Raw genomic sequence first — 13,503 nt, 5'->3', positions numbered from 1 at the left:
GAGTGGTCACTATTTAGATTCATATGGTTTCCCAGGAAATTGTCAGATGACCGATGTACCGATAATTCAAATGGTTTTTTTGATTTATAAGGAGTACAATTCAAACGAAAAAACCATCCCGCTTTTGAGCTAGGATGGTTTTCATTTCTTATTCCAAAACGAGGAAAAGGTACAGGATACTAAGCTAAGTTTAATCTAAAGTGACCTATAACATCCGTCATCGGTCATTTTTTATTTATTTCTATCCACACTTACCTGATCCAAACCTCTTTTTTTCAAAAGTGCATCGATCTTTGGTTCAGCACCACGGAAGTTGACATACATTTTCATCGGCTCGTCTGTTCCGCCTCTTTCTAGGATTTCTTTTCTGAAAGCCAAGGCTTTTTCCTGATTGAAGAGATCGGTTTCCTTAAATGCCTGAAAAGCATCTGTATCCAATACGCCCGACCATATATAGCTGTAATAGCCTGAAGAATAGCCACCTGCAAATATATGCTGGAAGTAAGTACTGCGGTATCTTGGGATGATTTCACCCATCAAGCCGATTTTTTCCAAAGATGCTTTTTCAAAATCATTGGCACTTCCTACGATTTCCTTTTCTTGAGTATGGTAATCCAAATCTAAAAGCGAGGCTGCCAAATATTCCGTGGTGGCAAATCCCTGTCCGAATGTTCCTGAGTTTTTCAATTTTTCTATCAGTTCATCAGGGATAGGTTCGCCTGTTTTGTAGTGGATGGCATATTGCTTCAAGACTGTAGGTTCGGTTGCCCAGTTTTCCATAATCTGTGAAGGTAGCTCGACAAAATCCCTTGGAACGGAAGTGCCTGCAAGACTTCTGTACTGCACATTGGACAGTAATCCGTGAAGTGCATGCCCAAACTCATGGAAGAATGTAGTCACTTCATCAAAAGTCAACAATGCCGGAGCATCGCCTGTTGGCTTTGAAAAATTGCAGACTATGGAAATAACTGGTGCTTTTCTGACGCCATCGATGGTTTGCTGTGGACGGTAAGAAGTCATCCAGGCTCCACCTCTTTTGGAAGCCCTTGGATGGAAATCCATATACAAAACTCCCACATGGGTTCCATCTGCTTCTTTGACTTCGTAGGCTTTGGCATCGGGATGGTAGGTTGGGATATCTTTGATTTCTTCGAAAGTCAATCCAAACAGGTTTTTGACAACCATAAAGACACCTGTCTGCACTTTGTCCAAAGCGAAATAAGGTTTCACTTCCTGTTCGTCAAGGTTGAATTTCTGCTGACGGAGTTTCTCTTCATAATATCTCCAGTCCCAAGGTTCTATGTTGAAGTCCTTTCCATCTGCTACAACGATCGCCTGCATTTCATCTTTTTCTTGTTTGGCTTTTGCCAAAGCTGGAGTCCAAAGTTGATTCAATAGGTTATAAACCTGGTCTGAGGTTTTGGCCATTGACTCTTCGAGTACATAATCGGCATGTGTTTTATAACCTAGAAGCTGTGCTTTTTCCCTTCGCAGGTTTGCCATTTCTACCAAGATAGCTTTGTTGTCTTTGTCGTTGTCATGGTTGGCGCGACTTTGGTAAGCTTCCCAGATCTGCTTCCTCAGTTCCCTATTTTCGGCATATTGTAAGAAAGGCATGATGCTTGGATTCTGAAGGGTAAAAAGCCACTTATTTTCTTCGCCGGCGGCTTCAGCATCTTGGAATGCAGCATCTTTCAATTCCTGGGGGAGTCCCGCAAGGTCAGCTTCAGTATCGACAAACATTTTGAAGGCATTCGTTTCTGCCAATAGGTTTTGGCCGAAAGTCAAACTCCACACAGAAAGTTTTGAATTGATATTTCTCAGTTTTTCTTTGTCGGCTTCATTGAGATTGGCGCCGTTGCGCACAAAAGACTTGTAGGTTTTTTCCAATAGCTTTTGCTCTTCGGCATTCAGGCCAAGGTTGTCTTTCTTTTCCCAAATCTTGTTAACTCTTGCAAAGAGTTTTTCATTGAGGCTGATGTTATCAGAGTGTTTTGATATCTCAGGAGCCAATTCCTTAGCAATTGCCTGTATGGTATCGTTGGTATTGGCAGAATTGAAATTGTAAAATACCGTGGAGACCTTGGCCAGTAATTCTCCGGACTTTTCCATTGCTTCAATGGTATTGGCAAAGGTCGGGTCTTCAGGATTGTTGAGGATATCGTCGATTTCTGCCTGTTGTTGTTTGATTCCCTCCAAGATGGCAGGAGAAAAGTGCTCGTTTTGGATTTTATCAAAAGGCGGAACTTCAAAAGGCGTATCGTACGCTTCAAAGAATGGATTCATATTTTCAGGATTTTCTTCTTTGGTACCACAGGCATAGAGCAAAGCTCCAGAAGCTGCCATTGCGATAATTGTTTTTTTCATAAGAACATACATTTGGGTTTGCCCGCAAATATATACAAAAATTGAGGAGGCGTGCAGTAGGGTTTTCTTCAAATAGCTGTCATAGAATTTATTTTAGCCAATAGTTGACAGACCATAGAACAAAACTTCGCCTGTAAAAAAATTGGTTTTAAATCTTTTATTTTCTAGCAAAAGGGTCTTTTGAGACAAATGGAAAGTGGATCTATAAGAATGTCAAACAGATTGATTTAAAGTTTTGCTCAAGTCAAGTTTCCCTCAATAACAAGTATCTCTTAATATCAATTTTGAAATGGGTTTAATTTTTTGAATATATAAAGTAATTTTGGAGCCTATAAGAATCAAGTCAGAAACCAAAATTTCTTCGAAGTGTCAAAAAGAACCATCAAAGTAGGCATGGTGCAAACATCTTGTTCCAGTGACCTCTCAGACAATATGGCCAAAGCAATTGCGGGAATCCGTGAAGCTGCCGCCAAAGGTGCGCAGATCGTATGCTTGCAGGAGCTCTTCGGTTCCCTGTATTTCTGCGAAGTGGAGGATCATGACAATTTCAAATTGGCTGAGTCGATTCCCGGTCCTTCGACGCAGACGATGTCTTCTCTTGCCAAAGAATTGGGAGTAGTCATTGTGGCTTCTTTGTTTGAAAAACGAGCAGAAGGTCTTTATCATAACACCACCGCGGTCTTAGATTCCGATGGGTCTTACTTGGGGAAATACCGCAAAATGCATATTCCAGATGATCCGGGGTATTATGAGAAGTTCTATTTTACTCCAGGAGATATGGGGTACAAAGTCTTCAAAACCAAAGTCGGAACCATCGGAGTGTTGATCTGTTGGGACCAATGGTATCCTGAGGCAGCGAGAATCACTTCCCTGATGGGCGCAGAAATTCTGTTTTATCCAACTGCAATCGGTTGGCACAAAGAAGCAACCAAAGAAACCAACGACGAACAATACCAAGCTTGGCAGACCATACAGCGCTCTCATGCCGTGGCAAACGGCGTTCCGGTAGTTTCTGTCAACAGAGTCGGAACAGAAGGGAACCAGCAGTTTTGGGGTGGATCTTTTGCGACCAATGCTTTTGGAAGGATTTTGTACCAAGCTGACCACGTAGCTGAAGAAGTCCATGTGCAGGAACTCGACATGGAAAATTCCGATCGCTACCGAACCCATTGGCCGTTTTTGAGAGACAGACGCATAGATTCCTATTCCCCGATCCTTAAGAGATTTATTGATGAAGACTAATTACAGTGCTGCAGATATATTTGAAATGGCCAAATCAGGGAAAATGACACCTGCTGAATTGGGGTATTATTTCCCTGCTGAATTTGCGCCTCATCAGGCGACTTGGCTGAGTTGGCCGCACAAAGAAGAATCTTGGCCGGGAAAAATCCATACCATTTTCCCCGCCTATGCGGAGTTTATCAAATATGTGGCATTGGGGGAAGAAGTCCATATCAATGTAAAAGATGAGGCGATGAAGACATTTGCTTTGGGACATTTGCAGGCTGCAGGTGTGGACCTTAGCAAGATTTTCTTCCACTTTTTCCCCACCAACGATGCCTGGTGCAGAGACCACGGTCCTGCTTTTTTGATCAATCCTGAGGCCGAGCAAAAGAAAATTTTGGTCAAATGGAATTACAATGCTTGGGGAGATAAATACCCTCCCTATGACTTGGACAATCAGATTCCGATCAAAATCGCTGATTTTAGAAATATTCCCTGCTTCCGACCGGGCATTGTCATGGAAGGCGGTTCGGTCGAGTTTAATGGAAAAGGTACACTGTTGACTTCTGAGGCTTGTTTGCTGAACCCAAACAGAAATCCGAGCTTATCCAAAAAGCAGATTGAAGAATACCTCAGAGGATATTATGGGGTAGAAAATATCTTATGGCTCAAGGATGGCATTATCGGCGATGATACGGACGGGCACATCGATGACTTGACCCGTTTTGTCAATAAAGACACTGTCGTGACAGTGGTCGAGCAAAATAAATCAGATGAAAATTACGCTCCTTTGAAGGAAAATCTGGAATTGCTTCACAAGTTAAGATTGGAAGACGGCAAGCAGATGAATATCATTGAGCTTCCGATGCCTTCTGCTAAATACTACGAAGATCAGAGGCTACCTGCTTCTTATGCCAATTTCTATATTGCCAACCACGCAGTGATCGTGCCGACTTTTCAGGACAAGAATGACGATAAAGCGTTGGAGATCCTGACTTCCTGTTTTCCGGAAAGGAAAGTCATTGGCGTTAATTCCTTGGATCTGATTTGGGGTTTGGGTTCCTTCCATTGCCTGAGTCAGCAGGAACCACTCGTTTAAGGCAATAGAAATTGGTGACCTACTTTTTTGCAAGAAACCAAATATTCTTCTCTTGACAGGACGGAAGACCGAAGTCGGAAGACCGATGTGCCGGGCATTTTAGGGTCATGCCAAGAATTTAATTGAATTACCATTTTTAGTAATCATTGCGTCTATACATAAAAAAAATCCCAAGTGTCAGCAACTTGGGATTTTTTTGATTGATAATTCTAGTCCAAATCGTCGAAAACTTCGTCGAGATCAAGTTTGAATCCGGAGATACATTTCGATTCGACAATATCGCCCATCGTAAAAAGTTTGGAGGGAACATATTTCCCATCGATCAAAGTGTATACTTAAAGGGTCCATTCGTAGGGTGAGACAATCCAATATTCTTTCACACCGCTTTCTTCATAGACCTCATATTTATCTCTGAGTTCTTTTGAATTGTTTCCCAGAGACAAAATCTCCACAATCAGGTCAGGTGCACCGATACATCCCAAGTCATCCAATTTGCATTTGTCACAGATCACTGATATATCAGGCTGCACAACAGTGAAGATATCTTCATTCTTTTTCGACTTGACAGGAAGTCTCACATCAAAAGGCGCAGAGAAGACCTGACATGGATTATCTTTCAAATAAATGTGGAGGCTTGAAAAAATATTTCCTGAGATTTTCTGGTGAATTCTTCGGGGAGCGGCAGCTGCTGATTTGAAGATTTTTCCTTTGATAAGTTTCACCATTTCATCAAACTCCCAAGTCAAATAATCCGCATAGGTATACAAGCCATATTCTGTGGATGGTTCCTCGACTTTGTTTTGATTTTCGGGATTTGAATCAAAGGTTTTCATTCAATCAAGTTAAGAAAATCATTGTAGTTGAAAAAGTCTGTCCATGAAGTTTCTTTTGACAAGGACCAGTAACCTGAGATTATTGGATTAAATTTTCCGAAGGTAAAATACCTATTGGCTACCAAATTTTCTTCTGCTACTTTTGTCTGCAAATCAAACCTACAGTAGATGTCTCTAATGAAATTCACTTTGGCATTATTTCTTTTCCTTACTTTTTTTATCAATTCGGCTTTTTCCCAGGAAAGAGACCAATATGTGATTCTGATTTCCCTTGACGGATTCAGACATGATTATGTCCAAAGATTCAAACCTGAAAATATTTCCCGATTTATCCAAAACGGAACAGCAGCAGAAGCACTGATCCCTTCATTTCCGAGCAAGACTTTTCCAAACCATTATACCATTGCAACAGGACTGAAACCTGAAAATCATGGATTGGTTGACAACTCTTTCTATGAACCTGAAAAGGACCTGATTTATAGTATGGGCAATAGGGACATTGTCGAGGATAGATATTGGTATGGAGGAACGCCCATTTGGGTATTGGCAGAGCAAAACGGCATGAAGGCCGCTAGCTACTTTTTCGTTGGTTCGGAAGCTCCGGTGCAGGGAATCCGGCCGAGTTATTATTTCAGCTATGATGGTGCCGTTTCTAATCTTACCAGGATTTCCAAGGTTTTTGAGTGGCTGCAGCTTCCTGAGGAGGAAAGACCGAGGATGATTACACTTTATTTTTCTGATATGGACGACATCGGGCATCGATATGGTCCTGATAATGACAAGGAAATCAGCGGAAGACTGGAAAAATTAGACCGGGAACTTGGTGCTTTATTTGAAGGATTGAAGAGTTTTGACCTCGATATCAATATTTTTATCGTCTCTGACCATGGGATGACCAATATTCCCAAAGGAAATCTTATGAATTTGGATCAAATCACCGAAGGCATTGAGGGGAGGGTAGTCAATAACGGCGCTTTGGCACATTTGCATTTGGAAAATAGGGATGAGCTTGAAAAAGTATATAAGGAACTCAATGATAAAGCTAAGCATTATAAAGTAGTCAGGGTGGAGGATAGGGAGTATTATAAAAATATCGAAAAATATAAAAACCGCTTTGGTGACCTGATCATTATCCCTGATTTGGGACATTACCTGACTACATCTAAAGGAATGGTTTCTTACCAAAATAGGGCTGCAATGTTCAAAACAGAAGTATTTGGAGAGCATGGGTTTAGTCCGGAGTATAAGGATATGCATGGGATTTTCTATGCCAATGGACCGATGGTAAAGGAAGGACTTTTGATCCCTTCATTCGAAAACATTCATGTTTATCCCATATTGGCAAAGATTTTAGGATTGCCTATTCCTGCAGCAATTGATGGGAAATTGGAAGTGTTAGTCCCGATTTTGAAGGAAAAATAAAATGAAGGAAATCGAAAATAGGGAAGACGTGTCGCTTTTGGTTCGGAGTTTTTATGCGAGAATCAGAAAGCACGAATCTCTTGGCCCGATTTTCAATAATGTTATACATGACTGGGAATCGCATTTGGAGCGGTTGACGGATTTTTGGGAGATGATTTTGCTACAGTCCGGGCCGGGGGCAGGCAAATTTAGTCCGGTTCCTGTCCACAAAGAAGTGGATGCAAAAACCGGAAATGCAATCACACAATTACATTTTGGCAATTGGTTGGAGCTTTGGTTTTCAACTTTGGATACTTACTTTGAAGGTAAGCACGCCGATTATGCCAAAGAACATGCGAGGAATATGGCGCATATCCTGTTTTTTCGGATTATGGAAGCAAGGGGTATCAAAATGTGACTTTGGAAAGAGTGACGTTTACCCAATATTTTCAATTCCTATTTTTCTAAGTTTAATGTCCCCGTCCGTATTCTATAGCTTGGTGTTGGGCTAATTGAAGGCCTTTCCAAAAATTTGGAGAGGCCAGTTAAGGCCTATTCCTACCTCAGCTTTATAGCAAAATCATAGAGTTGTATCGGAAAAGCAATGATAAAGCTAATTACAAACAATGTTTACCTTAGACATACGGCTATTATCCTAAAGATTTTTAAGCCATGATAATTCCTCCAAAATGTCCTTGTAATTATTCTTGTCCTTTATTTCCATTGAAAAATCAGATTGGTTTTCAAATATATGATACTCCTAAAAATAGTTTAAAAATTGCAACATTGGAATAAAGCATTGTAAAACAAATTATTATAATTACGATAGGTATAATTTCATAGCAAATATTTATCTAAACAGCGATCAATTTAAAGTGATAATCCATTTTCTCAGGTCTTTGAAATGAGATGGTTTTCCTTAAGTGATAGAATGCTTCGAGCAGCATGGCATTTTCGATTTCTCCCGCATCTACAGGTCTGAAACCTACCCATTCAATGATTTTTTTGACACTTAGTTTCTCGGCTGAATCAGGTCCGCAGAAGTAAGTTTCTTTCACCAAACCCATAGGATCCGATTTTGGGTAGTCGATCCCAAGGTTGTTGAATGCTTTGAAAAGCTTTTGGTCACCGATACTTTTTTTGATCAAAGTGGTATTGCAGGAAAACTCAGCTGTATAGGCACCATTGGTACAGTCAATGATAATCTTGTTTTTCAATTCCGACACGGCCAGGCTTTCGCAAACCTTTGGGAGGTGCTCGTTTTCGCAGCAGATCAAAAGGATGTCCGACATTTCTATAGCCGTATCATAGCTAAAGATTTTATCGAGATACATATTAAGTATTTTCCATTCGATTTCTTTGGTTACGAAGTCTTCTCGGACTCCAAAAACCACTGTTTGGTTCATGGCCAACATTTTGTTGCCAAGGGTGGAAGCAAGTTTTGTTCCTCCTAAGATTCCTATTTTCATATCCTTTTAAAATGCTTGACTTTTGGGTGGAAAAGCCAATAGATGGATTATAATTTATACCTCCTGAGCTGCGAGTAGAGTCTATTTTTATTCGGAAGGGATTGAAATATAGATAATTAGGATTCTAACTCAAAATTATTTTTTCAATAAATTTTAAGGAAAAAATGAAATGCAAATTAGTAATCATGACTGCCAAATAACAAAATGAAAAGGGCTTTTTGGGCAGAAAAAAAATTTTCATTTTTTGAGGAAAAACCAAACAATTCCTAGAAAATTGGAGTCGGTGACTGAAATTTAGACCGTGATCAGTTTAAAATGGTACTCCGTTTTTTCTTTTTTATTTGCTGCTATTTTTTTGCTCAAATGGAAGAAAGCCTCCAATAAAAATGCACTTTCGGAAGTCCCCGTATCTATGGCCCGAAACCCGGATTTTTCTATCAATTTTTTGACTTTCAGTTTTTCAGTCCCTTCCTCCCCGCAATAGTACGTTTCCTTGATCAGCCCAAGAACGTCAGATATCGGATAATCTATGCCAAGATTATTGAATGCTTTGAAGATATTTTTACCCCCCAAAAAATGCCGGATCAAAAAGTAATTGCAATCATACTCATTGCCAAAAGAAGCATTGGTACAGTCAATAACTGTTTTGTTCTCCAAGTCCGACTCTGAAAGACATTCACAAAGTTGGGTCAGGTGTTCATTGTCACAGCAGATCAAGATATAGTCTGAGCGGAGAATTGCTTCCTTGAAGCCAAAAACCTTGTCAGAATGTTTGCTGAGAATTTTCCATTCGATATCCTTGGCTACAAAATTTTCCCTAACACCGAATATGACACTCGTATCCGAAGATAGAAATTTATTGCCCAATGCGGCGGCCAATTTGGTGGCGCCTAATATGCCTATTTTCATTTTGCTGTATTATCAAACTTTGCGAAGTGAAGATGAATACACCATATCCTTTCTAGGGCTTGATCGATATGGTCCGAATTATTGACTTAGATTAGGGGAGAAAGGTGATCAAAACTTGGTATTGTTTCCCGAATCAAGTGAAAATTAACATTTGAAAAAGAAATAACAAAATATAATATTGAAAAATAATATTTTATTCAAACAAAAGGGTTTAGAATTAATGTTGAGGTCATATGATTCCAAATTAATTTCGGTATCTATTCAAAGTAAAGATTGTGGAAACATCTTCTTCCAAAATTTTAAACCCTGCACTCCTTTGTTTGTTATCTTTCGTGAATCAACCCATTTGCGTTTTATGAATTTCTTTAAAAAGTGTCTTCTTTTCACTACTCTTGGTTTTGTCTCTTTTTCCTGTTCTTTCAGGGCCGTGCAGCGCAGCAAGGATATCAGTTACATGGAAAAGGGATTTTTGGGAAATCTTCCAGAAAAGCAATTGAATATATTTGCTCCCAAAAATGCAGATGGGAGCAACGATGTGATGCTTTTTATACATGGTGGGAGTTGGGACTCGGGTAACAAAGACATCTATAATTTCCTTGGATCAAGATTGGCTAGAAAAGGAATTGTGGCAGTGACCTTCGATTATCCACTTAGCCCGGACTATCAGGTGCATGACATGGCCAAAGCCGCAGCACAGGCAGTCAGTTGGACGGCTCAGAATATCAAAACCTATGGAGGAAGTCCCGACAAGATTTACGTCTCAGGGCATTCTGCGGGAGGACACTTGGCGAGTCTGATTTCTGTCCGGGATGAATATTTTGACACCTTGGGAGTAAAGAATCCGATCAAGGGAACAATTCTAATAGATGCAGCAGGATTGGATATGTATTGGTTTTTAAAAGAAATGAATTATGCTCCGGGGACTCAATATCTTCGGGCTTTTACTGACAATCCGCAGGTATGGAAAGATACCTCACCGATTTATTATTTGGATGAAAAAGATCCTCCTATGCTGATCATGATGGGTGGCAAAACCCTACCGGGAATAGAAAAGACCACAGAGAGATTTTTGGAAGAATATAAAAAGATAAACCCTGAGCCTAATTTTCACCTGCAGAAAGGCAAAAAACACAAGCCTATGATCGTGCAGTTTATCTATACTCCAAGTAAAGTATACAAATGGATTGAAGAATTTATGGAGGACCAGTGAGGTGGGTAAAGTTGTAAGTATGATTACAACATCTTAATCTTTTTAATAAAGTTGTAAGTATGGTTACAATAAATTATATATTTGCTTATTATTGTAATCGTAATTACATAAAATGTTCCAAATCCCAAATAATTTAAATCTCCGTCAATCATATCTTGAAAAGATAAAACCTTTTGTTGGAAAGGGTCTTATTAAAGTTATAACAGGACAAAGAAGGGTTGGGAAAAGTTATTTATTGTTTCAGTTAATTCAAGAACTTCAAATAAAAAATATCCAAACTCCGGTCATTTATATTAATAAGGAAGACCTGGATTTTTCATGGATGAAGGAAGCCAAAGACCTTCACCAATATATCAGGGACAATAAAACTCCGGGAAGGATGAATTATGTATTTATTGATGAAATACAGGACATCACGGATTTTGGAGATGCATTGAGATCACTTCTGCTAGACGAGGAACTTGACATTTATTGTACAGGAAGTAATGCCAATCTTCTTTCTGGAGATATTGCGGGGAATTTGAGTGGCAGATATATTGAAATCACAGTTTACAGCCTTTCATATCTAGAATTTTTGGATTTTCATCAATTGGAGGATGGACAAGAAAGCCTTGAGAAATACCTGAAATATGGAGGATTGCCTTATTTGAAGCATTTGGAATTGAAGGATGCCATTGTATTTGAATACCTGAAAAACATCTATTCAACGATTGTCTATCGGGATATCATCAACAGATATGGGGTCAGGAATACGACATTCCTAGAACAGCTTGTTCTTTTTTTGGCAAGCAATACAGGGAGTTTGTTTTCAGCTAAGAAGATTTCGGATTTTTTGAAATCCCAAAAAATCAATATGGCACACAATCAGGTACAGACTTATATAGAATACCTCTGTAGTGCATTTTTAATCCATAAAGTACCGCGCTATGACATAGTAGGCAAGAGGTTATTTGAAATAGGGGACAAGTATTATTTCGAAAACCTTGGGGTCCGTCATGGGATTTGGGGTTATCGCCCGGAAGACAGGGGCAAGATATTGGAAAATGTAGTTTACAACCATTTACTCTTCAGAGGATACGAAGTAAAAGTCGGGGTTTTGGGAAATGAGGAGATTGATTTTGTCTGTCAAAAGGAAGGAGAAACAACCTATTTTCAAGTTGCCCTCAGTATCAACGAAGCCAAAACCATGGAAAGGGAATTTGGTAACCTCCAAAAAATCAAAGACAACTACCCCAAGACCGTCATTACCATGGACAGGTTTGAAGGAAATACTTTTGAAGGTATTCAGCAGATGGATTTGAGGAGTTTTTTGCGGACAAATGATTAATAAAAGAGCGTTTACTGGGTTAATAGGGGAACAGTATTTGAAAAAAGTTGCGCATAACCTCTGACATCTTTGTATGATTTTAGGATAATACCGAATTAAAGGATGTCTTAAAGTTTGAACCTAAGATTACATCATTCCTTCAAAAACTTCTTCAAGATCCAAAACAAATCCTTCAACTGCCAATGACACTACCTTATCTCCATGAGTAAAAATCCTTGATGCATGGTATTTTCCTTTTTTCAGCGAATTGACAATTAAAGTACATTCATTAGGGTGAATTACCCAATATTCCTTCACGCCTGATTCTTCATACACTTCATATTTGTTTTGAAGTTCCTTTTTGTTGTTTCCGGGAGAAAGGATTTCTACGATCAAATCCGGAGCACCCACACATCCAAGTTCATCCAATTTCCCGGGATCACAGATCACACAGATATCCGGTTGAACAACTGTGTCAATGTCTTCATGTTTTTTGGATCTGACCGGCAAGCGTACATCAAATGGAGCTACATAAACCTTACAAGGATGCTTTTCCAAAAAGTTATAAAGCTTATTGAAAATTCTCCCCGACACCTCTTGATGAATTCTTCTCGGTGCTACTGCTTGCTTGAAAATTTTACCTTTGATCAACTCCACCATTTCGTCTATCTGCCAGGTCAAATAGTCTGCATAGGTATACTTTCCATACTCTGCCGATTGTTCTTCAACTTTGCTTTTCACCTCTCCCTTTTCCATAAAGTAAAAATATTGATTTTAAGGGAGATTTTTACTTTTCGGTGCTGTCTGTTTTAGACCGAATGGTTCAATTCTTCAGACTTGGACCATGTAAACCCAATTGGTTCAAGTCTTCAGACTTGTGGTTCAAGTCTTCAGACTTGGACCATGTCAATAAAGTCTTCAGACGGCTTTTACCCAAAGACAATTATTAACATGGACAAATTTGAAGGAATTCAGCAGATGGACTTGGGGAGTTTTTTGAGGGGTTTCTAGCTATTCTATCCATATAGCTGTTTTTGTAAATTGATATGAATAAACTACTTTTAAAACATCAGTAGATATTATAGGTTCCAAAACTCTCTCACAGTGAACTTAACTTACTCAAAACAGATAACCCTGACCTATTTGATATTTTCATTGGGTACTGCCATTCTATTTAGCATAGGTAAAATTTCACTGATGCCTATAGCAATGGGGGTTACTTTATACATGTTGTTTTTTGGCTTTAAAACTGTCATGGGGTTTTTTGAAAAAAATGGGACGGATAAAATAGATCTTTTTATCTATTGGGGGATGACCATACAGTTGTCACTCCAAATTGCTTTGCTTTTCCTTAAAGTCAATAGGTATGAATTGCTTACTTTCTGTACCATTCTATTCATTGCTATCATCATTCTATGCAGTCGGTACAAAAAGAAAATGGAATTGATTCTACTCAATTTCCTGATCATGATGTTTAGCTGTACTATTTACATTAACTTCTAAAATTGATATTATTTTACTAGAAGTTCCAAAATCAAGAAGGCCTGAATCAATTAGGGCCTTCAGTGATTTTTGGACTACACTGGTTCAAGTCTTCAGACTTGGACCCTCAAGTTTGGCTAATTTCTGGCTTGAAACAATGCAGCTAGGATAGGATTATCTGTTTTTTTGAGGGTTTGCAGTTT

At 39.1% G+C, this 13,503-nt stretch carries 11 protein-coding genes and 1 pseudogene; 7 read left to right on the top strand and 5 right to left on the bottom strand.

Going from position 1 to position 13,503, the window contains the following annotated elements; all coding sequences use genetic code 11:
• Window positions 1-231 precede the first annotated feature (231 nt).
• A complete protein-coding gene (locus tag MMU07_RS12110; protein ID WP_241126137.1) occupies window positions 232-2,367 on the bottom strand; it encodes a M3 family metallopeptidase in 2,136 nt (711 codons plus the stop codon).
• A gap of 393 nt (window positions 2,368-2,760) precedes the next feature.
• Here MMU07_RS12110 and MMU07_RS12105 point away from each other — a divergent pair, with 393 nt between their 5' ends.
• Entirely contained in the window at window positions 2,761-3,609 is an 849-nt protein-coding gene (locus MMU07_RS12105) for a carbon-nitrogen hydrolase (RefSeq protein ID WP_241126213.1), read from the top strand.
• Window positions 3,599-4,690 carry an agmatine deiminase family protein gene (locus MMU07_RS12100; RefSeq protein ID WP_241126136.1) on the top strand — a complete coding sequence of 364 codons (1,092 nt, stop codon included), beginning with the start codon at window positions 3,599-3,601 and terminating at the stop codon, window positions 4,688-4,690. Before MMU07_RS12105 ends, MMU07_RS12100 begins: the two co-directional genes overlap by 11 nt.
• Window positions 4,691-4,899: 209 nt before the next feature.
• Here MMU07_RS12100 and MMU07_RS12095 read toward each other — a convergent pair.
• Window positions 4,900-5,523: pseudogene (locus tag MMU07_RS12095) on the bottom strand (Uma2 family endonuclease).
• Between the two features lie 168 nt (window positions 5,524-5,691).
• Between MMU07_RS12095 and MMU07_RS12090 the strand changes: the two are divergent.
• On the top strand, window positions 5,692-6,945 hold the full coding sequence (locus MMU07_RS12090; RefSeq protein WP_241126135.1) for an alkaline phosphatase family protein: 1,254 nt from the start codon (window positions 5,692-5,694) through the stop codon (window positions 6,943-6,945).
• Between the two features lies 1 nt (window position 6,946).
• Entirely contained in the window at window positions 6,947-7,342 is a 396-nt protein-coding gene (locus MMU07_RS12085; protein WP_241126134.1) for a group III truncated hemoglobin, read from the top strand.
• A 436-nt stretch (window positions 7,343-7,778) separates the two neighbouring features.
• On the opposite strand, the gene MMU07_RS12080 is transcribed toward MMU07_RS12085, so the two are convergent.
• Complete coding sequence (locus MMU07_RS12080; protein WP_241126133.1) at window positions 7,779-8,393, bottom strand: NADPH-dependent F420 reductase; 615 nt, start codon at window positions 8,391-8,393, stop codon at window positions 7,779-7,781.
• Between the two features lie 294 nt (window positions 8,394-8,687).
• Entirely contained in the window at window positions 8,688-9,302 is a 615-nt protein-coding gene (locus tag MMU07_RS12075; RefSeq protein ID WP_241126132.1) for an NADPH-dependent F420 reductase, read from the bottom strand.
• Between the two features lie 355 nt (window positions 9,303-9,657).
• Here MMU07_RS12075 and MMU07_RS12070 point away from each other — a divergent pair, with 355 nt between their 5' ends.
• Window positions 9,658-10,512: an alpha/beta hydrolase gene (locus MMU07_RS12070; RefSeq protein ID WP_241126131.1), complete on the top strand. Its 855-nt coding sequence runs from the start codon at window positions 9,658-9,660 to the stop codon at window positions 10,510-10,512.
• Between the two features lie 112 nt (window positions 10,513-10,624).
• Window positions 10,625-11,839 (top strand): ATP-binding protein, encoded by a 1,215-nt coding sequence (locus MMU07_RS12065; protein WP_255737385.1) that lies wholly within the window; start codon window positions 10,625-10,627, stop codon window positions 11,837-11,839.
• Between the two features lie 126 nt (window positions 11,840-11,965).
• Here MMU07_RS12065 and MMU07_RS12060 read toward each other — a convergent pair whose 3' ends face one another.
• A complete protein-coding gene (locus MMU07_RS12060; protein ID WP_241126129.1) occupies window positions 11,966-12,574 on the bottom strand; it encodes a Uma2 family endonuclease in 609 nt (202 codons plus the stop codon).
• A 348-nt stretch (window positions 12,575-12,922) separates the two neighbouring features.
• On the opposite strand from MMU07_RS12060, the gene MMU07_RS12055 reads away from it, so the two are divergent.
• Window positions 12,923-13,321, top strand: coding sequence for a hypothetical protein (locus MMU07_RS12055; protein WP_241126128.1), 399 nt, complete (start codon window positions 12,923-12,925; stop codon window positions 13,319-13,321).
• Window positions 13,322-13,503: the final 182 nt, after the last annotated feature.

The organism is Cognataquiflexum nitidum (assembly GCF_022538055.1).
GTDB classification, from domain to species: Bacteria; Bacteroidota; Bacteroidia; order Cytophagales; family Cyclobacteriaceae; genus Cognataquiflexum; species Cognataquiflexum nitidum.
The sequence above is the reverse complement of the archived record's forward strand: the minus strand, read 5'-3'. Positions and strand labels throughout refer to the sequence as shown.

Excerpts from the sequence above, each read along its gene's own strand:
- MMU07_RS12110 (WP_241126137.1), bottom strand. The coding sequence starts at position 2,367 with ATGAAAAAAACAATTATCGCAATGGCAGCTTCTGGAGCTTTGCTCTAT.
- MMU07_RS12105 (WP_241126213.1), top strand. The coding sequence starts at position 2,761 with ATGGTGCAAACATCTTGTTCCAGTGACCTCTCAGACAATATGGCCAAA.
- MMU07_RS12100 (WP_241126136.1), top strand. The coding sequence starts at position 3,599 with ATGAAGACTAATTACAGTGCTGCAGATATATTTGAAATGGCCAAATCA.
- MMU07_RS12090 (WP_241126135.1), top strand. The coding sequence starts at position 5,692 with ATGTCTCTAATGAAATTCACTTTGGCATTATTTCTTTTCCTTACTTTT.
- MMU07_RS12085 (WP_241126134.1), top strand. The coding sequence starts at position 6,947 with ATGAAGGAAATCGAAAATAGGGAAGACGTGTCGCTTTTGGTTCGGAGT.
- MMU07_RS12080 (WP_241126133.1), bottom strand. The coding sequence starts at position 8,393 with ATGAAAATAGGAATCTTAGGAGGAACAAAACTTGCTTCCACCCTTGGC.
- MMU07_RS12075 (WP_241126132.1), bottom strand. The coding sequence starts at position 9,302 with ATGAAAATAGGCATATTAGGCGCCACCAAATTGGCCGCCGCATTGGGC.
- MMU07_RS12070 (WP_241126131.1), top strand. The coding sequence starts at position 9,658 with ATGAATTTCTTTAAAAAGTGTCTTCTTTTCACTACTCTTGGTTTTGTC.
- MMU07_RS12065 (WP_255737385.1), top strand. The coding sequence starts at position 10,625 with ATGTTCCAAATCCCAAATAATTTAAATCTCCGTCAATCATATCTTGAA.
- MMU07_RS12060 (WP_241126129.1), bottom strand. The coding sequence starts at position 12,574 with ATGGAAAAGGGAGAGGTGAAAAGCAAAGTTGAAGAACAATCGGCAGAG.